At 63.9% G+C, this 18455-nt stretch carries 15 protein-coding genes; 7 read left to right on the top strand and 8 right to left on the bottom strand.

Features of this window, described 5'->3' with window-relative positions:
* Positions 1 to 15: 15 nt before the first annotated feature.
* From aceA to XdyCFBP7245_RS08725, 3 genes are all read left to right on the top strand, one after another.
* Positions 16 to 1311, top strand: a complete 1296-nt coding sequence (gene aceA, locus XdyCFBP7245_RS08735; RefSeq protein WP_104615303.1) for an isocitrate lyase — start codon at positions 16 to 18, stop codon at positions 1309 to 1311.
* A gap of 193 nt (positions 1312 to 1504) precedes the next feature.
* Positions 1505 to 2572, top strand: a complete 1068-nt coding sequence (locus XdyCFBP7245_RS08730) for a GGDEF domain-containing protein (RefSeq protein WP_104615302.1) — start codon at positions 1505 to 1507, stop codon at positions 2570 to 2572.
* Between the two features lie 3 nt (positions 2573 to 2575).
* Positions 2576 to 5236 (top strand): putative peptide modification system cyclase, encoded by a 2661-nt coding sequence (locus XdyCFBP7245_RS08725; protein ID WP_104615301.1) that lies wholly within the window; start codon positions 2576 to 2578, stop codon positions 5234 to 5236.
* On the opposite strand, the gene XdyCFBP7245_RS08720 is transcribed toward XdyCFBP7245_RS08725, so the two are convergent.
* On the bottom strand, positions 5176 to 5514 hold the full coding sequence (locus XdyCFBP7245_RS08720; RefSeq protein WP_104615300.1) for an NHLP-related RiPP peptide: 339 nt from the start codon (positions 5512 to 5514) through the stop codon (positions 5176 to 5178). The genes XdyCFBP7245_RS08725 and XdyCFBP7245_RS08720 overlap by 61 nt on opposite strands.
* 89 nt (positions 5515 to 5603) lie before the next feature.
* On the opposite strand from XdyCFBP7245_RS08720, the gene XdyCFBP7245_RS08715 reads away from it, so the two are divergent.
* Entirely contained in the window at positions 5604 to 6794 is a 1191-nt protein-coding gene (locus tag XdyCFBP7245_RS08715; protein WP_104615299.1) for a putative peptide maturation dehydrogenase, read from the top strand.
* A 219-nt stretch (positions 6795 to 7013) separates the two neighbouring features.
* On the opposite strand, the gene XdyCFBP7245_RS08710 is transcribed toward XdyCFBP7245_RS08715, so the two are convergent.
* The 4 genes from XdyCFBP7245_RS08710 to XdyCFBP7245_RS08695 all read right to left on the bottom strand — a co-directional run bounded on the left by XdyCFBP7245_RS08710 (position 7014) and on the right by XdyCFBP7245_RS08695 (position 14250).
* Complete coding sequence (locus XdyCFBP7245_RS08710; RefSeq protein ID WP_104615298.1) at positions 7014 to 9110, bottom strand: S9 family peptidase; 2097 nt, start codon at positions 9108 to 9110, stop codon at positions 7014 to 7016.
* Positions 9111 to 9212: 102 nt separating this feature from the next.
* Positions 9213 to 11240 (bottom strand): acetyl/propionyl/methylcrotonyl-CoA carboxylase subunit alpha, encoded by a 2028-nt coding sequence (locus tag XdyCFBP7245_RS08705; RefSeq protein ID WP_104615297.1) that lies wholly within the window; start codon positions 11238 to 11240, stop codon positions 9213 to 9215.
* Positions 11241 to 11465: 225 nt separating this feature from the next.
* On the bottom strand, positions 11466 to 13076 hold the full coding sequence (locus tag XdyCFBP7245_RS08700) for a carboxyl transferase domain-containing protein (RefSeq protein WP_104615296.1): 1611 nt from the start codon (positions 13074 to 13076) through the stop codon (positions 11466 to 11468).
* Positions 13077 to 13086: 10 nt separating this feature from the next.
* Complete coding sequence (locus XdyCFBP7245_RS08695; protein WP_104615295.1) at positions 13087 to 14250, bottom strand: isovaleryl-CoA dehydrogenase; 1164 nt, start codon at positions 14248 to 14250, stop codon at positions 13087 to 13089.
* Between the two features lie 129 nt (positions 14251 to 14379).
* On the opposite strand from XdyCFBP7245_RS08695, the gene XdyCFBP7245_RS08690 reads away from it, so the two are divergent.
* The 3 genes from XdyCFBP7245_RS08690 (at position 14380) to XdyCFBP7245_RS08680 (ending at position 15983) form a co-directional block, all read left to right on the top strand.
* The gene (locus tag XdyCFBP7245_RS08690) at positions 14380 to 14997 is read left to right on the top strand and encodes a TetR/AcrR family transcriptional regulator (protein WP_104615294.1); all 618 of its coding nucleotides are present in this window, start codon (positions 14380 to 14382) and stop codon (positions 14995 to 14997) included.
* 87 nt (positions 14998 to 15084) lie between these two features.
* Positions 15085 to 15459 carry a hypothetical protein gene (locus tag XdyCFBP7245_RS08685; RefSeq protein WP_039424385.1) on the top strand — a complete coding sequence of 125 codons (375 nt, stop codon included), beginning with the start codon at positions 15085 to 15087 and terminating at the stop codon, positions 15457 to 15459.
* Positions 15456 to 15983: an RES family NAD+ phosphorylase gene (locus XdyCFBP7245_RS08680; RefSeq protein WP_104615293.1), complete on the top strand. Its 528-nt coding sequence runs from the start codon at positions 15456 to 15458 to the stop codon at positions 15981 to 15983. Before XdyCFBP7245_RS08685 ends, XdyCFBP7245_RS08680 begins: the two co-directional genes overlap by 4 nt.
* Positions 15984 to 16184: 201 nt before the next feature.
* Here the strand turns inward: XdyCFBP7245_RS08680 and XdyCFBP7245_RS08675 are convergent, their stop codons facing one another.
* Genes XdyCFBP7245_RS08675 through XdyCFBP7245_RS08665 form a run of 3 tightly spaced genes read right to left on the bottom strand, consistent with a single transcriptional unit; the run spans position 16185 to position 18441 of the window.
* Positions 16185 to 16520, bottom strand: a complete 336-nt coding sequence (locus tag XdyCFBP7245_RS08675) for a DUF3325 domain-containing protein (protein WP_104615292.1) — start codon at positions 16518 to 16520, stop codon at positions 16185 to 16187.
* Entirely contained in the window at positions 16517 to 18133 is a 1617-nt protein-coding gene (locus XdyCFBP7245_RS08670; RefSeq protein WP_104615291.1) for a PepSY-associated TM helix domain-containing protein, read from the bottom strand. Before XdyCFBP7245_RS08670 ends, XdyCFBP7245_RS08675 begins: the two co-directional genes overlap by 4 nt.
* Positions 18130 to 18441 (bottom strand): DUF3649 domain-containing protein, encoded by a 312-nt coding sequence (locus XdyCFBP7245_RS08665; RefSeq protein ID WP_104615290.1) that lies wholly within the window; start codon positions 18439 to 18441, stop codon positions 18130 to 18132. The genes XdyCFBP7245_RS08670 and XdyCFBP7245_RS08665 overlap by 4 nt, the downstream gene beginning before the upstream one ends.
* Positions 18442 to 18455 lie beyond the last annotated feature (14 nt).

The raw sequence follows: 18455 nt of genomic DNA, 5'->3' as shown, positions 1-18455 counted from the left end.
TCAGGAGAACGCAAGATGAGCACCGCACTGCAAAGCGCCGAACAACTGCAGCAGGACTGGACCAGCAACCCGCGCTGGACCGGCATCACCCGCAACTATACCGCCGCCGATGTGGTGCGCCTGCGCGGCACCGTGCATGTGGAGCACTCGCTGGCGCGCTTGGGCGCGGACAAGTTATGGACCTCGTTGCACGCCACCCCGTTCGTCAATGCGCTGGGCGCATTGACCGGCAACCAGGCGATGCAGCAGGTCAAGGCCGGCTTGAAGGCGATCTATCTGAGCGGCTGGCAGGTGGCAGCCGATGCCAATCTGGCCGGGCAGATGTATCCGGATCAGTCGTTATATCCGGCCGATTCGGTGCCTGCGGTGGTCAAGCGCATCAACAACACCTTGCTGCGCGCCGATCAACTGCATCATGCTGAAGGCAACGACGCCATCGACTTCCTGCAGCCCATCGTGGCCGATGCAGAAGCCGGTTTTGGCGGCGTGCTCAATGCCTTCGAACTGATGAAGGCGATGATCGAAGCTGGCGCTGCCGGCGTGCATTTCGAAGATCAGCTGGCATCAGTCAAGAAGTGCGGCCACATGGGTGGCAAGGTACTGGTGCCCACGCGCGAAGCCATCGAAAAATTGAACGCCGCGCGCCTGGCCGCCGATGTCTTGGGTGTGCCGACGCTGCTGATTGCGCGCACCGACGCCGAAGCGGCCGATCTGATCACCAGCGACGTGGATGCCAACGATCAGCCATTCACCACCGGCGAGCGCACGGTCGAAGGTTTCTTCAAGACCCGCAACGGGTTGGATCAGGCCATCAGCCGCGGGCTGGCGTACGCACCGTATGCGGATCTGATCTGGTGCGAAACCGGCAAGCCGGATCTGGAATTCGCGCGTGCATTTGCACAGGCCATCCATGCCAAGTTTCCAGGCAAGTTGCTGGCCTATAACTGCTCGCCCAGCTTCAACTGGAAGAAGAATCTCGACGATGCCACCATTGCCAAATTCCAGACCGAGCTGGCGAGCTATGGCTACAAATTCCAGTTCATCACCCTGGCCGGTTTCCACGCGCTCAACTACGGCATGTTCCACCTGGCGCACGGCTATGCGCGCCGCCAGATGAGCGCCTTCGTCGAGTTGCAGCAAGCCGAATTCGAGGCGGCGGAGATGGGCTTCACCGCGGTCAAGCATCAACGCGAAGTGGGCACCGGCTACTTCGATGCGGTGACGCAGGCGATCCAGCAGGGGCAGTCGTCCACCACCGCGCTGCGCGGCTCCACCGAAGAAGAACAGTTTCACGGCGAGAAGGCGGCCTAGCCTGCAGCGGGCTGTCCACGTTTCGCCACCCCGGGAGGGGGAGAGGGCTCGGGACACCGGGCCCTTTTTTTTGCGGCACTACCCGACATTTTGTCTCTTTGCCCGTGAGAAGCAGTGTGACCTGGTGCGGAACAAGGGGGTCCTGTAGGATTTATCACTAGGCTAACGTTGCAGGCCGGCCTAAGGAAACAGGATGACTTGCCACAACACCGCAGGCGCAGTCGAGCCGACGGGAAGCGTCGCCAAGACGCTCTCGGACGGGCTGCATGCTTTGATGACCGCTGACGAGCTGGCGTTTTTCGCCCGTTTCGGCCGTACCCGTGCGCTTGCCGCAGGCCAGGCGCTGTTCGAGCGCGGTGCGATCGGCACGCAGATGTTCATCGTGGTCAGCGGCCAGATCGACCTGGATTTCGGCGAGGATCTGATGCTCAAGCATCTGGGTCCGGGCGAATTTTTTGGCGAGCTGGGCCTGCTGATCGGCGATCACGCGCGCAGTGCCGGTGCCAGCGCATCCATGGACAGCCGCCTGATCGAACTGGCGCACGACGATTTTCAGCGCCTGGTCGACCACGACCCGTCGATGGTGGCGCATTTCCTGCGCCGCTCCATCGTGCGCGTAGTCAACAACGAGCAGTTGCTGATCCGCCAGCTGCGCCGTCGCAACCACGATCTGGAAGCGGCGCTGGACAATCTCTACGTCACCTCGCATCAACTCAACCACACCGAAGAACTCAGCCGTACCGACGAGCTGACCGGGTTGCACAACCGGCGCGGTCTGACGCTGTACCTGCAGGAATGCCGACGTGCCGGCAACGTGCCGGGCGTTGGCCTGATCCTGATCGACTGCGACCGCTTCAAGCGCATCAACGACGAGTTCGGTCATCTTGCCGGCGACCGCGTGTTGCAGAACGTGGCGCATGCGTTGCGTTCGGTCATCGCCGAAGGTGACCTTGCCTGCCGTCTCGGCGGTGACGAATTCTGCGTGCTGGTCGCACAAGGCACCCCGGAACTGGTGCACCACATCGGCGAGTGCATCGTGCGCGCGGTGGAGGCCCGCCTGTGCAACGGCCAGAGCGAGCAGGGCTGCTCGGTCAGTGTTGGTCTGTGCATGATCGATGCCGATGCCGCGTGGAACGATTGGTACACGCTCGCCGACAGCGCGCTGTACGAAGCCAAGCGCCAGGGCGGCAATGTGTTAGCGATGCATGAAGCGCTCGCCCCGCCGCCCTCTGCCGCCCCGCCTGCACCGGAGCATCGCTGAGGCATGAGCGCCCGCACCCACGCACGCAAGGACGCGTCGTCGGAAGCGATGCAGGCGCCCCGTCTGCGGACCCTGTTGCTCACCGACCTGTGCGATTCGACCGCACTGGTCGAACGCATCGGCGACAACGCCGCCGCCGCGCTGTTTCGCGAACACGACCGCTTGGTGGTCAAGCTGCAGCAGCAGTGGCGCGGCCGCCTGATCGACCGCTCCGACGGTTTGCTGCTGTTGTTCGACCGCCCGATCGACGGGTTGGGGTTTGCACTGGATTACGCGCGCGGGCTCAAGACGATGAGCGATGCCCATGCGCTCACCCTGTGTGCGCGCCAAGGCCTGCACGTCGGCGAAGTGCTGACCTGGCGCAACAGCGACGAGGCGGTGAGCATCGGCGCCAAACCGCTGGAAGTCGAAGGCCTGGCCAAACCGACGGCCGCACGCCTCATGTCGATGGCACGGCCCGGGCAGATCCTGATCTCGGCCGTGGCCGAATCGTTGACCCACCGCGCCGCACGCGAACTGGGCGACCGGGTCGAGCGCATCCTGTGGAAATCCCACGGCCGCTGGCGCTTCAAAGGCGTGCCCACGCCGATGGAAATCTACGAAGTCGGCGAAGTCGGCCTGACCCCGCTGCGCACCCCGAAAAACTCGGCCAAGGCGTGGCGCGATGTGCCGTTGTGGCGTCGGCCGGCGGCGTTACTGGCGGAGTCGCTGCTGATTGCCGTTGCCTGTCTTTCGTTATGGTTCTTCACCCGTTCCGAACCAGCGATCGCGTTCGCGGAACGCGGCTGGGTCGTCATGGGAGATCTGCGAAATCTCACCGGCAATACGCTGCTCGATAATTCTCTGGGGCAAGCGCTGCGCATCAGCCTGGAGCAGTCGCGGTACGTGAATGTGCTGAGCGACATGAAAGTGCGTGACACCGTCAAGCGTATGAAACGGAATCCCGATCGGATCGTTGTCGATCGTGCAATCGCCTCGGAGGTTGCCCTGCGCGACGGTGCTTCTGTCGTGTTGCTCCCGACCGTGGCAGAAATCGGTGGCAAGCTGCGTTTCAGCGTCGAGTTGGTGGATCCGCGGACTCAGACGACGGTCTATTCGGAATTCGTCCAGGGCGATGGTTTGCCGTCCGCGCTGTCTTCGGTGGATCAGATCACTCGCAATTTGCGTCGTGGATTAGGCGAGGTGGTGGCCTCGATCGACAAGCATTCGGCGCCACTTCCCTCCGTTACCACAGCGAGCCTGGATGCGCTGCGTGCCTACGCCCTGGGCGTGGATGCCACTGTGAAAGGCCAATGGCGAGAAGGTCTGGAGTTGTTCGAACGCGCTGTGCGCATCGATCCGGAATTTGCGCTCGCCTATCTGGGGGCGGCGCGGATCAAGGTGGCGATCTCCGACCGCAGCGGTGCGCTTCCCTATCTTGAGAAAGCCGTTCAATTCCGCCAGCGTCTACCAGAGCGCGACCAGCTTTATCTGGACGCTTGGTCCGCCGAATTGCTTGCGCCCGACAAGGCGCTACCGCTCTGGAGAACCTTGGCCTCGCTGTATCCGGATAACTTCGCCGGAACTGCCAATGCATCCTGGCATCTATTCGTGGCCAATCGTTTTGCCGATGCCTTGCCCTATGCACAGGCAGCCGATGTCGCACAGGACCCACTACGCTCGATTGCTACCGATCGGGTAGGGCGCATTATGCTTGCGCAAGAAAATCCCCAGGCCGCCTTGCAGTTTTTTGCAAGGTCCGGCGATGCCGATCGTGCGGGTCCGTTACGACGGCAAGCGAATGCGCTCGCGGTGTTGAACCGTTATGCCGAAGCGCAGCAGGCGCTCGACAGGATCGTGCCAAATGGCTACACCAACGACGATGTCGTGCCGTTGATCGACCGTACCAGTATCGCGATCGATCGCGCCGATTGGACTGCCATGCATGCTGCGATCGCCCAGGGTCTTGAGCGCAGCAAGCAGGGCGATGACTTCAACCTTCGTCAGTTCGCCGTCATTGCAGCAACGACGCAAGCGTTGAGCGATCCTTCCAGATCGACGGCAGCGATGTTGCAGCCAGTGTTGGACCGGTTGATTTCAGCGCTTGCGCCCGACGGCGCGGCGGTTGCAAACCTGCAAGATAGTGCTGCGATGATCTTGATCATCGCCAGCCAGGCGCAGCGCAATGGAGACGACAGCCTGACTGTGCGGGCACTGAAGGCAATTGCGCCAGCGCTCAAGCACGAAACGCCTGTGCTCGCGGATCTGCGAGCCATTGTCGAAGCCCAGCACCTAGCGTTGTCGGGGGATCGCGCGGCGGCGGTGGCGCGCCTATCACCCAACAACGGCGACCTGTTTCAAAAGCGGGTCGCGCTGTACCACCTGCTGAGCGGTGCTGGGCGGCATGCCGAAGCGATCGAGCAAGCACGCTGGCTATCTCTTCATAGAGGGCGCGCCTATATCGAGGCAAATGCATCTCAGACACTGCAGCCGCTAAACGTCGCAGATACACGTCTTGCCCAGCTTTGGGTGGCCGAATCGTTATACGCATTGGGGCGCAGCAAGGAGGCGCGCGAGCACGCGCAAACGTTTGTTCGCGCGTGGCCTCTTTCGCGCCTGCCCGCTTATCTGCGTAGCAGGGTAGAGCGGATACTGTCAGAGTCTAAGGCGAAAACCACGGTGTGATTGGTTTTCTCGGTCAGATAGCTCTGTAACTCTGTGCGCGCCAATGCAATGTCTTCCTTCGAAGCAAGCTGATTGGTGGTCATGCAGTAATAAGCGTCTCCAGCAGCGGGCACGGCGTTGTCGGCACTTGCTCCAGCTGCACCAATCTGGGCGAGCGCCTGTGCCGGATTGCACTGAAAACAATCGCGGAAATCGTCATCGGTAGACAATAGCTCCAGAAGTCTGTCGGCAGTCGATGCATCAAACGAGGGGTGGGCGTTGTCGGCTGAAACGGTCATGGTCTGTCTTGTCTGCGAAGTGAGGGAATGTGATGTGACAGGTGAACTGACACAATATCGACCGTACTCATCCGTCCTTGAGATGTTCCATGCAGATCCGTCGGTGTAGCACGCTGTTCTTTGAACTTCGCGACGATGCAGTGTTTGATCTAGCGAAATTGCTTGTCGGCGGCGACGGCTTGAACCGACGTACACGATGGTTGGCACTTGCACCTCATCTTGATGCAGAAGTGGGTGTGGCGAGCGCTGAGCGCGAGTGGCTGAGCGAGCTGAGTCCAACACATTGGCAATCCATCGATCAGGCGCAGCCGCCACCAGCCCTGCTCGATCGTCTGATCGAGCAGGGCCTTGTCATCAGCGATCAGCCAGAGCACGCGTTGCATCGCGAGAATGACGAGCAGGTCAAGCAACAGCGATGGTGGCCTTTGGCTGCGCTGTGGCACCGGTTCGCACGCTGGAACGGCGAAGACAGCGTCGCAACGATGGAGGCGCAGGGCCTGACGACAGCAGAAGGCATGGCCGAGCGGCTGGGAGCGCCGCCGGCGGAGGTGATCGATCGCGGTGAGGGAGGCATGCAAGCGCGCATTATGCTGCCGCGCGCGGTTCCCGGTGTGTTTGATGACCTGCTGTCCCGCCGCGTCACGTGCCGTAATTTCGATGTCGATCGCTCACTGTCGCGTGCTTTATTGGCGCAGATGCTTGAACGTAGCGTCATGGCGAGTGGACGAGTCGAGGTTGGGCACGGCACCGCATTCTTGAAGAAGCCGGTGCCTTCGGGAGGGAGTCTGCATCCCACCGAAACCTATTTGCTGGTACAGCGTGTCGAGGGCGTTGCGAGTGGCCTCTATCACTACCGTCCGATGGAGCATGCATTGCAGCCACTGCCGTTGCCTTCGCAGCCACTGGCAGATATCGCACGCCAAGCGCTGTCTGGGCAGCACTGGTTCGCCGATGCGCCGGTCCTGCTAATTCTTGCGCCGCGTTTTCTACGTAGCTTCTGGAAATATCGAAATCACGCCAAGGCGTATCGCGCAATGATTCTGGATGTCGGCCACATCGCACAAACACTCTATTTAAGCGCGACCGATCTGGGACTTGGCGCATTTGTCACCTCGGCAATCAACGAAGTGGACATCGAACAGGCGCTTGGCTTGGATGGCCTGCAAGATGGCCCGTTGGCCATCTGTGGATTCGGTTGGCGCACCGAGCAGATGAAGCACACCGAGCTGGATCCCGCTGGTGTGGTTTGGTCGACCAGTCGCGATCAAACGGAGGGTTGATCTGCATGGCATCGACATGGCGGGCGGTGAGAGCGCAAGGCTTTGAGCTGGTCGTCTTTCACATGCATGTGCTGCCGGGATCGCCTGTTGATGTTCCATTCGACGATCACGCAATTCGGGCCATGATTCACCGGTTCTGCCGGAGGCTGCGATCGGCGCCCGCCGTACAGGCGAGCGCTCTCACAGATGCAAAGCGTGACGTAAGAGTGACGTTCCGGCCTACTTCCGAATCGCCTGCGTATGCGTCTTCAACGCGTCGCTCAGGCCGGTGACCTTGTCGGCGCCTTCCGGGACGGTGATGCTGGAGCCTTCGAAGTCGGCGCCGATCGGTTGCGCGCGGCCGCCCAGGCATTGGCTCAGGAACGCTTCGGTCACCGCGTTGAAGGCCTTGCTGTTTTCCGGGCGCCTGAAGCCGTGGCCTTCGTCGGGGAACAGCACGTAGGTCACCGGGATATTCTTGGCCTTCATGGCGTTGACGATCTGGTCGCTCTCGGCCTGTTTGACGCGTGGGTCGTTGGCGCCCTGGCCGATCAGCAACGGCTTGCTGATCTTGTCGACATGGGTCAGCGGTGAGCGTTCGGTCAGCCATTGTTTGCCGGCTTCGGTGGCGGGGTCGCCCATGCGCTTGGTCAGCTGTTTGTAGAAGCTGGCCCAGTACGGTGGCACGGTGCCGAGCAGGGTATTGAGGTTGGCAGGCCCGACGATGTCCACGCCGCACTTGAATGCGTCCGGCGTGAAGGTCATGCCCACCAGCGTGGCGTAGCCGCCGTAGCTGCCGCCCATGATGGCGACCTGGTCGGGCTTGGTGACGCCCTGCTTGACCGCCCACTGCACCGCGTCGAGCAGGTCGTCGTGCATCTTGGCGGCCCACTCGCCGTTACCGGCATTGGTAAAGGCCTTGCCGAAGCCGGTGGAGCCGCGGAAATTCACCGACAGCACCGCGTAGCCGCGATTGGCCAGCCATTGTTCGTAAGGACCGTAGCCATAGCTGTCGCGCGCCCAAGGCCCGCCATGCACGAACAGCACCAACGGCACCGGTTTGTCGGCCTTGCCGTCGTGGTTGGCGTCGGCTTCGGCGGGGAGAGTGAGGTAGCTGACCAGGGTGAGACCATCGCGCGCGGTCAGTGCCTGCGGCCACATCGGCACCAGCGGCTTGCCCTCGAGCGCGGGGCGGGCAGAGAACAGCTTGCTCAGCTTGCCGCCGTCGCCACGGTCGTAGCGGTCGTAGCGGTAGTACGTGGTCGGCGTTTCCGCGGCCGAGTAGGCGACGATCCAGGTGCGATCATCGAGCGTGCGTGCGGCCACCGCGGCATCGCCGGACCCGAGCGATTTGAGCTTCTGCAGGTCGCCAGCGATCCCGGTATCCAGCGCCTTCCATTCTTCGCGCAGATAATCGGTGGACACCGCCTGTACCACGCCGGTCTTGGGGTCGCTCAAGGTGTTGCCGACGTCGACCTTCGGGTTCTCGAACAGCAGCGTACGTGCATTGCTGGCGGTGTCGATGGCGTACAACGCGGACGTATCGCGGTTGCGCGAATCCTGCATGTACAGCGTCTTGCCGTCGTCGGTCAGTCCTTGTGGCGAGGTGTTGGTGACATCCTCGAATGGAATGCGATCCACGCTCTTCCACGCCTTGCCATCGGCCACCAGCAACTCCCTGCCGGCATCGTCGGTGGCACGGGTGGCGTAGCGCAGCTGGTAATCGCCGTCGAGCAGATAGGTGTCCAGATTGTCGGTATTCTTCTGCACCAGGGTGCGCTTCCCCGATGCCAGATCGACCCGGTACAGGTCGTGCCACTTGGCGTCGCGGTCGTTCATGCCGACCATGATCGATTCCGGGTGGTGTGCGCTGATCCCGAACACCTCGGCATTGGTTTTCTGGAACGGGGTGAGGTCCTTGCTGCTGCCATCGCTCAGGTTGACCGAGAACAGATGGAAATCCTCGTCGCCGCCGTTATCGCGCAGGTACAACAATGTGTCGGTGTGATGGGTCCAGAAATAGCTGCGGATGCCGCGTGCGGTGTCCTTGGTGATCGCGCGTGCCTGATCCGGCGCATCCACCGGCGCGACCCAGACGTTGAGCACGCCGTTCAGCGGCGCCACCCAGCTCAGGTACTTGCCATCCGGGCTGATGCTGACGTTTGCCCGCTCGGGATTGCCGAACAGCGCGTCGCGGGTGATCAGTTCCGGCGGCGCCGCTGGTGCAGGCGTGGCAGCCGGCGTCGGGGTCGCCGCAGTGCTGTCGGCCGGTGCGGTCTTGTCGCTGCAGGCGGACAAGGCCAGCAGCATGCTGGAAACAAGAAGCAGGCGTTGCATGAAAGTCTCCGGTGGGGATCGCGGCCAATCCAGCCGATACTGCCACGCTAAGACCAGGACCGACGCGCGCGGACGTGCCGTTGGTCACCCTGCCGGGTGGGGCTACGCTTTCGCGGACACGAATTCCACCAGCAAGGTGCCATCGGCGACCAGATCGCCTTCGGCCACCAGATAAGCCTGCACCGTGCCGTCGCTGGGGGCGTGCAAGGTGTGCTCCATCTTCATCGCCTCCAGCACGACCAACGCCTGCCCGCGAGTGACCGGTTGCCCCACTCTCGCGACCAACGCCACGATGCGGCCGGGCATCGGTGCAGTGAGTCCGCCGGCGTCGTGCGCTGGCTGGTCCGCCTCCAGCAACGCGTCGTGGTGATGGAAGATCGCGCGTTGGGTGGAATCACTGACGATCAGCGCGGTGCCATCACGCAATGCGTGCGCACGCCACTGGCGACCATCCAATTCCACGCGCAGTGCGTTGTCGTGTGCGTGGTAGCGCAGCGTGTGTGTGGTACCTGAGTGCGTGACCTGCCACGCATCGGCGAGGCGACGCACGCCCAGTTCGCGATGCTCGTCAGCGGCTTCCAATCGCACGGTGTGCGCTGCATGCGCGCCGATGCGCCAGCCATCGCTGTCCTGCCACGGCGAAAAGGGGTCGGCCGGGTCCGGCGTCGCCTTGGGCAACGCGTGTGTCATCAACACCGCCGCCAGACACCACCAGGCGGTGTCCGGGACCACCGCATCGGCGAACAGCGCTGCATGTTCGCGTTCGATCAGCGCGGTATCCAGATCGGCCGTCGCAAATGCGTGGGTGCCGACCAGCCGCGCAAGGAAGGCGCTGTTGGTGGTGACGCCCACTGCATGCACCTGTGCCAGCGCCTCGCGCATACGCGCCAGTGCGGCGGGGCGGTCGACATCCCAGACGATGAGTTTGGCGATCATCGGGTCGTAATACGGGCTGATGGTGTCGCCTTGCTCCACGCCTGCATCGATGCGCACATGCGCGCTGGCAGCCGGCAACTGCAGCTGGCGCAGGGTACCGGTGGACGGCAGAAAACCGCGGTCGGCATCTTCGGCATACAGGCGCGCTTCCAGTGCATGGCCGTGGATACGCAGCGCATCCTGGCGTTGCGGTAGTGGTCCGCCTGCGGCCACGCGCAGTTGCCATTCGACCAGGTCGGTGCCGGTGATCAACTCGGTCACCGGGTGCTCCACCTGCAGCCGGGTATTCATTTCCATGAAGTAAAAATCGCCATCCGGCCCGGCGATGAATTCCACCGTGCCTGCGCCGACGTATCCCACCGCGCGCGCCGCATCCACCGCTGCCTTGCCCATCGCCGCGCGGCGATCTTCGGTCATGCCGGGTGCCGGTGCTTCTTCCAGCACCTTCTGGTGCCGGCGTTGCACCGAGCAATCGCGTTCGAACAGATACACCACCTCGCCCTGCGTATCGCCGAACACCTGGATCTCGATATGCCGCGGACGCTCGACATATTTCTCCACCAGCACGTGCGCATTGCCGAACGCCGATTGCGCCTCACGCTGGCAGCTGGCCAATGCCTCGTCGAACGCGACGCTGGTATCGACCCGCCGCATGCCCTTGCCGCCACCGCCGGCGCTGGCCTTGATCAAGACCGGGTAGCCGATGGCATCGGCTTGCGAACGCAAAAACGCAGGCGCTTGTTCGTCGCCGTGATAGCCCGGCGTCAACGGCACGCCCGCACGTTCCATCAACGCCTTGGCCGCGCTCTTGTCGCCCATCGCACGAATCGCGCTCGCAGGCGGGCCGATGAACACTATGCCGGCCCGCGCGCAGGCCTCGGCAAACGCGGCGTTTTCAGAAAGAAATCCGTAACCGGGGTGAATCGCCTGGGCGCCGCTGACGCGTGCAGCATCGATAATCGCATCGCCGCGCAGATAGCTCTGTTGCGCCGGTGCCGGGCCGAGATGGATCGCTTCGTCGGCCAGACGCACATGCCGCGCATCGCGATCGGCATCCGAGTACACCGCCACCGTGGCAATACCGAGCTTGCTGCAGGTCGCCATGATCCGGCACGCGATCTCGCCGCGATTGGCGATCAGGATCTTGTCGAACGGCCGCTGCGGTGCGGTGGCGATGGAGTCATGCTGTGTCATCGGGTCGGTCTCTGCACATCGCCAGCGTGGCCGGCGGTCGTGCGATTAAAGTCGTGCGATTAAAAGCGCGGATGTGTCGTTGTGCGAAGACAGCAGGTGCGATGCATGCGTTGGAGACGGACGGGTGACGCTGATATCTGGTCGAACACGCTACCTGTCTGGCGATGGAGCAAGCGCAGCGCGCAGCCGGCAACACCTGCAGTGCCTGCCGGCACGCGCTGCCGCTTACATGCGAAACACGCCGAAACGGGTTGGCTCGATCGGCGCATTCAACGCCGCCGACAAACCCAGGCCCAGCACACGGCGCGTATCGGCCGGGTCGATGATGCCGTCGTCCCACAGCCGTGCGCTGGCGTAGTACGGATGGCCCTGCTGCTCGAACTGCGCGCGGATCGGCGCCTTGAAGGCATCTTCGTCGTCGCCCGACCACGCTCCGCCCTTGGCTTCGATGCCGTCGCGGCGCACCGTGGCCAACACGCTTGCGGCTTGCTCGCCACCCATCACGCCAATGCGCGCGTTCGGCCACATCCACAGGAAATTGGGCGAATATGCGCGGCCGCACATGCCGTAATTGCCGGCACCGAACGAGCCGCCGATCACCACGGTGAACTTGGGCACCTTGGCGCAGGCCACCGCCATCACCAGCTTTGCGCCGTCTTTGGCGATGCCGCCATGTTCGTATTTGCGGCCCACCATGAAGCCGGTGATGTTCTGCAGGAATACCAGCGGAATGCCACGTTGCGTGCACAACGCGATGAAATGCGCGCCCTTGAGCGCCGACTCGGAAAACAGGATGCCGTTATTGGCGATGATGCCCACCGGGTAGCCGTGCAGATGCGCAAAACCGGTGACCAGGGTGCTGCCATAGCGCGGTTTGAATTCGTCGAATTGCGAGTCGTCGACGATGCGCGCGATCACTTCGCGCACATCGAACGGCTTGCGCGTATCGGCAGGGATCACGCCATACAACTCGTCGGCGGCATGCCGCGGCGGCAACGGCGGCTGCAGCGCCAACGATGCAGCCGGCTTGCGCCAGTTGAGCTGCGCAATGATCGCGCGCACGCGCGCTAGCGCCTGCAGATCGTTGTCGGCAAAATGATCGGCTACTCCGGAGATGCGCGTATGCACATCAGCACCGCCCAACTCTTCGGCGCTGACTTCTTCGCCGGTGGCGGCCTTGACCAACGGCGGGCCACCGAGAAAGATCGTGCCCTGTTCGCGCACGATCACTGTTTCATCGCTCATGGCCGGCACATACGCACCGCCGGCGGTGCATGACCCCATCACGCAGGCGATCTGCGGGATGCCCTGCGCCGACAGGTTGGCCTGGTTGTAGAAGATGCGCCCGAAGTGATCGCGATCGGGGAACACTTCATCCTGCAGTGGCAAGAATGCGCCGCCGGAATCGACCAGATAGATGCACGGCAGGCGATTCTGTTGCGCGATTTCCTGCGCGCGCAGATGCTTTTTTACCGTCATCGGGTAATACGTTCCGCCCTTGACGGTGGCATCGTTGGCCACGATCACGCATTCCACGCCGGACACGCGGCCAATGCCGGCCACCACGCCCGCACACGGCACCTGATCGTCGTACAGTCCATGCGCCGCCAACGGCGCGATTTCCAGCAGGGCGCTGCCGGGGTCGAGCAGCGCGTCGATGCGTGCGCGCACCAGCAGCTTGCCGCGTGCGACGTGCTTTGCCCGCGCGGCCTCGCTGCCGCCGAGCGCTGTGTGCGCCAAGGTGCGGCGTAAGTCATCCACGACGACGCGCATCGCAGCGGCATTGGCCTGAAAGCTGTCGCTGCTGATCTGCAGCTGGCTGGTGATCACGCTCATGGTGGCTCCGTCAGGCGGTGCGTTCGAACAGCTCGCGGCCGATCAACATACGGCGGATCTCCGAGGTGCCCGCGCCGATCTCGTACAGTTTCGCATCGCGCCACAAGCGCCCGGTGGGATAGTCGTTGATGTAGCCGTTGCCGCCCAGCACCTGGATCGCCTGGCCGGTGAGCCAGGTCGCCTTTTCGGCAGCGTACAAGATCGCCCCGGCTGCATCCTGGCGCGTGGTGCGCCCCGCATCGCAGGCGCGCGCCACCGCATACACGTACGCGCGGCAGGCATTGAGCCCGACGTACATGTCGGCCAGCTTGGCCTGCATCAACTGGAAGGTACCGATCGGCTCGCCGAACTGCTTGCGCTCATGCACATACGGAAACACCACATCCATCGCGGCGGCCATCAGTCCAAGCGGGCCACCGGCCAGCACCACGCGTTCGAAATCCAGCCCGGACATCAGCACGCGCACGCCACCGTTGAGCGTGCCCAGCACGTTTTCGGCGGGCACCTCGCAGTCGGTGAACACCAATTCGCAAGTGTTGGAGCCACGCATGCCCAACTTGTCGAGTTTCTGCGCGGTCGAAAACCCGGGCATGCCCTTTTCGACGATGAACGCAGTGATGCCGCGTGCGCCGGCATCCGGGTCGGTCTTGGCGTACACCACCAGCACGTCGGCATCGGGGCCGTTGGTGATCCACATCTTGCTGCCGTTGAGCACGAAGCGGTCGCCGCGCGCGTCGGCGCGCAGCTTCATCGACACCACGTCCGAGCCGGAGCCGGCCTCGCTCATCGCCAGCGCGCCCACGTGTTCGCCAGTGCACAACTTGGGCAGGTAGCGCTGCTTCTGTTCGTCACTGGCGTTCTTGCGCAGCTGGTTGAGGCACAGGTTGGAATGCGCGCCGTAGGACAGCCCGATGGCGCCGCCGGCGCGCGAGATTTCTTCCATCGCCACCACATGCGCCAAGTAGCCCATGCCGCTGCCGCCGTATGCTTCTTCCACGGTGAGCCCGAGCAGGCCCTGTTCGCCGAACAGGCGCCATAGCTGCGACGGAAACACATTGTCGTGATCGGCCGCGGCGGCGAGCGGGGCGATATGGTGGCTGGCGAACGCCGCGACGCTTTCGCGCAGCAGATCGATCTCTTCGCCAAGCTCGAAGTTCAAGGACGGCACATGCATGGAGCGACTCCACAAGGATCGGGACGTGCCGGGTGGGAGCGGGCGGGCCGCACGGCGTATGTGGGGCAGCCTAGCGGTCCGCGACAAAAAAGTGAACTAAAATTCAACTATTGAACCCAGAATCACACCATGGCTTATCGACGCTCCGCCCTGATGGAAGAACGCCTGGCCGGCAATCGCGAACGCATCCTGCACGCGGCCCGCGCCCTGATCGCCGAAGGCGGCTATCGCAATGCCCCGATCACCGCCGTCGCAGCCGCCGCCGGGGTCTCGACCGGGCAGATTTATCGGCATTTTCCCTCCAAGGCCGAGCTTTTCGTCGAAGTTCTCGACGCGGCGGTGCAGCGCGAGATGGCCATCCTGCGCACCATCGCCACCACCGATGCCAGCGCGGCCGAGCGCCTGCGCAGCGCCATCGCCACCTTTGTTCGGCGTGCGCTGGCCGGCCCGGCGCTCGCGTACGCCTTCATCGCCGAGCCGGTGGAGAGCGAGGTGGATGCCGAACGTATCCGTGGCCGTCGCCTGTTTGGCGAGGTGTTTCGTCAGTTGCTCGCCGAAGGCGTGGCGGCCGGAGAGTTCCCCGAGCAGTCGCTGGATGCGGCCGCGGCCTGCATCGTCGGCGCCTTTACCGAAGCCCTGGTCGGACCGATTGCCCCCAGCCGGGGCGACCCGCAGCAGGGCGAGCACTTGGTGGCGGCGATCTGCGGCTTCTGCCTGCGCGCCGTGGGCGCAGCCGCGCCCGCCTGAGCATGCACTGACCATGTGTCCGGCTGTGCTGGATGGAGGCGGATTACTGTGCATATACTGTGCGCACTCCGTATCGAAGCACATATCATGGTCGCCGTCCTCAATCCGCTGTCCCTGACCGAGCGGCTGCGCGCGCCCGATCGCACCATCCTCTCGCCGTCGGCCATGGCGGGCCTGCTGGAGTTGTCGCAGCAGGAGCTGGCCGAGCTTGCCGGCGTGCATCGCAACAGTCTGCGCGTGCACCCGGAGAGTCCGCGCGTGCAGGATCTGCTGCGCAACCTGTCGCGCCTGTTGGTGGCGATGGCGCAGATCCAGCCGGACGAGCACCAAGTGGTGTTCCATCTCAAAAACACGCCGATCCCGGCGTTCGAATTCGCCACGCTGCTGGAAGTGGTCAAGCAGGGCCGCACCGACGACGCGCTGACGTATCTGCGCACGGTCGCCGCCGGGGCCGCGGGTTGAGGCTGAGCGCCCCGGCGCACTGCACGCTGTATCGCGCCTTCACTCCGCGCTGGGCCGCCGAACCGCTGAGTGGTGCGGGCGCCGCGCGATCCGGCGGGCGCTTCAACCGCTTCGGTCAGCCGGCGCTGTATCTGGCCATGGAACTGGACACCGCCGCTGCCGAATATGCGCAGGCGGCGCCGTTTCTGCCGCCGTTTACGCTGGTCAGTTATGCGGCCGCGTTGCCTGCGCTGGCCGACCTGCGCCTGCTCGACGCAAGCTGGGACGCGCTATGGGCCGACTGGACCGACGACTGGCGCAAGGCCCTGGTCAACAAGGTCGAGCCGGTCAGCTGGGTGCTTGGCGACATGCTGCGCGAGGCGCTGATTCCCGGCGTGATCTTCCCCAGCATGGCGGCGCCCAACGGCGTCAACGTGGTGCTGTTCCTGGACATGCTGCAGCCCGATGAGGTGCTGCGCGTGCTCGACGATGGGCGCCTGCCGCGCGATGGCCGCAGTTGGGGCGACCCGCCTACATCGGCGTAGCGGCGAGATGCGCGGCAGGTGCAGACCCTGCATCGAGCTCACCGGGTGTACTTGTGGTTGCGCTGCTGCGAATACGCGGCCCATCAATGTCCTGCAGATTGCCTGGTATTGCACACGGATCCAGCAATGACGCGTGCGCGAATGGCATCGGCAACCATCACGAATCAGCGTACTGCCACCGCGACCACATCGCGCCCTACTTCAACCAGCCAGCAGCTGTGCCATGCCGGCCAGCATTGGTGCGACGAGCGCGGCAGGCAGGATCGCTCCACGTCGATACGGCAGCAGCCACAGCGATAACGGTGCCGCTGCAGCGGTCAATGTCCCCAGCCACAGCACCGGCCCGATGCCCCAGCCCTGCGCACGCACCGCCAGGCCAAACGTGCACAGCAACAGCACCCAACCAACGATGCGCAGCTGCCGCGTGCGGGCCGCGTCCAGGTTGCGGCCGCGCACCTCGTGCTGATGTTTTTCCATGGACAGGCATAGCGCGGCGAATCCGGAAAAATTCAGCGTCAGCAACAGCAGCACGCTCATGCGCCTTCCTGCACGGGGACGTTGTTTTGCACCGCAGTCGCAGTCTTGGTGCGTGCGCGGCGCGCGGCTGCCGATTGCGGCGCCTTCCACCGTTGCAGGCGCCAGCCGGCGATACCCAGGCACACGCCCAGGCCCAGGCAGACCAGATCGACACCGGCCAGCGCCCATTGCCCGGCCGGCAGCGTCACGCCCAGATGCACGTCGGTGGTCACTGCGTTGACTAGCGGCACTAGCGCGAACAAGGCGGCGCCTATGTACAGCTGCCAGCTCCACATCGCGCGACGCGGCCACACAAAGGCGGCCAGCAACGCAGTGCCCCAGGCGACGAAGAACAGGTTCGCTTCCATCGCCGCGCGCGATTCCAGCGTCACCGGCAACAGTCGGTTGGCCCAGAAGAAACTGGCAAAGGCGATCGGCAAGCCGGCTACCGTGCCGATATTGAGTGCATCGACCAGGCGCAATCCAAACCCGATACGGCCGGCCTTCAGATGCTTGGGCCGTTCTTTCACCGCCCACATCACCACGCCGCTGGCCACCATCAAACAGCCCAGCAGTCCGGAACTGAAAAACAGCACGCGTAACCAGGGGCCGGCGAAGTGCGCGATATGCAGGCCGACCATCACGCCGCGTGTTTCGCTCGCGCCGCCGGGCACGCGACTGCGTTGCAGGCGCTCGCCGCTGACCGCGTCGTACAGCATCGACGGCGCAGTGGTGGACAGCTTGGCTGCCAACTGACTCACGCCAACGGCGGCATGCGCATCGTTGGGCAGCGACACCGCCACGTTGCCGATGTCGGCCCCGCGCAGGTCACGGCGCGCACGCTCCACAAACTGCGCCAGCGGCCGCATGCGCGCTGGCGTACCAGCCGCCTTGCGCGTATCGGCCACGCGGTTGGCCGACTCGTCGTAGAAGCGCATTTGGTCGTCGGCATAGCGTGCCTTGATGCCCCACGGCAGGTACATGAACATCAAGGTCACGATGCCGGTGTAGGTGATCATCGCGTGGTACGGCAACGCGGTCACCGCGCTGACGTTATGGAAATCCAGCCACGAGCGCAGGCCTTTGCCCGGGCGGAAGGTAAAGAAGTCCTTGAAGATCTTCTTGTGCGTGATTACGCCGCTGATGATCGCCACCAGCATGAACATCGCGCAGAACCCCACGATATAGCGCGCCCACAGCACCGGCAGATAATGCAGATCGAAATGCAGCCGGTAGAAGAACTCGCCGCCGAGCGTGCCGCGCGCGGCGATCTCCTGGCCGGTGGTCGGGTCGATGATGGCATTGCCGTACAGCTGCCCACGGCCTGCCGGTTTGCCGTCGGCGGGCGCAGGGTTTTGCCAGTACATGCTCACCACCGGGTTGCGCGTTTCCGGCAAGGTGATGTTCCAGCTCAACGCATCGGCCGCATGCGTTTGCAGATAGCGTTCGGCGCTGCGCAGTGCGATCTCTGTGCTCACCGTGGTGGTGGGCAGCTCCGGGCGCATCCAGCGGCTGATTTCGTCGCGGTAATAACTGGCCGTGCCGCCCATGAAGATCAGCAGCAACACCCAGCCGACCAGCAGCCCGGTCCAGGTATGCAACCAAGCCATCGACTGGCGGAATCCCTGCTTCATGCCATACCCCGTTGCAGCCAGCCCGCCAGCGCAAACATCAGCGCTGCCGGCACTGCAATGCCGGCCCAGGCACGCCAGACGCTGGCGGTGGCGAATGCCCACAGCGGCGCGCACGCGCACACCACGATGCCCACCAGCATGCTGGTCAGCACCGCTTCGCTACGCGGCAACGGCAAGACCAGTGCAAGCAAGAGATTGGTCGCGCTGGCCAGCGCGTAGCCGCCGAAAATCGCCGCCAGCGTGCGCGCAAGCACGCCCAGCCACGGGCGCCGGAACCACGGAAGCGACAGGGGCGATGAGCTGGACATCAGGCGGGCGGCAG

Source organism: Xanthomonas dyei (assembly GCF_002939865.1).
GTDB classification, from domain to species: Bacteria; Pseudomonadota; Gammaproteobacteria; order Xanthomonadales; family Xanthomonadaceae; genus Xanthomonas; species Xanthomonas dyei.
The sequence above is the reverse complement of the archived record's forward strand: the minus strand, read 5'-3'. Positions and strand labels throughout refer to the sequence as shown.

Excerpts from the sequence above, each read along its gene's own strand:
- aceA (WP_104615303.1), top strand. The coding sequence starts at position 16 with ATGAGCACCGCACTGCAAAGCGCCGAACAACTGCAGCAGGACTGGACC.
- XdyCFBP7245_RS08730 (WP_104615302.1), top strand. The coding sequence starts at position 1,505 with ATGACTTGCCACAACACCGCAGGCGCAGTCGAGCCGACGGGAAGCGTC.
- XdyCFBP7245_RS08725 (WP_104615301.1), top strand. The coding sequence starts at position 2,576 with ATGAGCGCCCGCACCCACGCACGCAAGGACGCGTCGTCGGAAGCGATG.
- XdyCFBP7245_RS08720 (WP_104615300.1), bottom strand. The coding sequence starts at position 5,514 with ATGACCGTTTCAGCCGACAACGCCCACCCCTCGTTTGATGCATCGACT.
- XdyCFBP7245_RS08715 (WP_104615299.1), top strand. The coding sequence starts at position 5,604 with ATGCAGATCCGTCGGTGTAGCACGCTGTTCTTTGAACTTCGCGACGAT.
- XdyCFBP7245_RS08710 (WP_104615298.1), bottom strand. The coding sequence starts at position 9,110 with ATGCAACGCCTGCTTCTTGTTTCCAGCATGCTGCTGGCCTTGTCCGCC.
- XdyCFBP7245_RS08705 (WP_104615297.1), bottom strand. The coding sequence starts at position 11,240 with ATGACACAGCATGACTCCATCGCCACCGCACCGCAGCGGCCGTTCGAC.
- XdyCFBP7245_RS08700 (WP_104615296.1), bottom strand. The coding sequence starts at position 13,076 with ATGAGCGTGATCACCAGCCAGCTGCAGATCAGCAGCGACAGCTTTCAG.
- XdyCFBP7245_RS08695 (WP_104615295.1), bottom strand. The coding sequence starts at position 14,250 with ATGCATGTGCCGTCCTTGAACTTCGAGCTTGGCGAAGAGATCGATCTG.
- XdyCFBP7245_RS08690 (WP_104615294.1), top strand. The coding sequence starts at position 14,380 with ATGGCTTATCGACGCTCCGCCCTGATGGAAGAACGCCTGGCCGGCAAT.
- XdyCFBP7245_RS08685 (WP_039424385.1), top strand. The coding sequence starts at position 15,085 with ATGGTCGCCGTCCTCAATCCGCTGTCCCTGACCGAGCGGCTGCGCGCG.
- XdyCFBP7245_RS08675 (WP_104615292.1), bottom strand. The coding sequence starts at position 16,520 with ATGAGCGTGCTGCTGTTGCTGACGCTGAATTTTTCCGGATTCGCCGCG.
- XdyCFBP7245_RS08670 (WP_104615291.1), bottom strand. The coding sequence starts at position 18,133 with ATGAAGCAGGGATTCCGCCAGTCGATGGCTTGGTTGCATACCTGGACC.
- XdyCFBP7245_RS08665 (WP_104615290.1), bottom strand. The coding sequence starts at position 18,441 with ATGTCCAGCTCATCGCCCCTGTCGCTTCCGTGGTTCCGGCGCCCGTGG.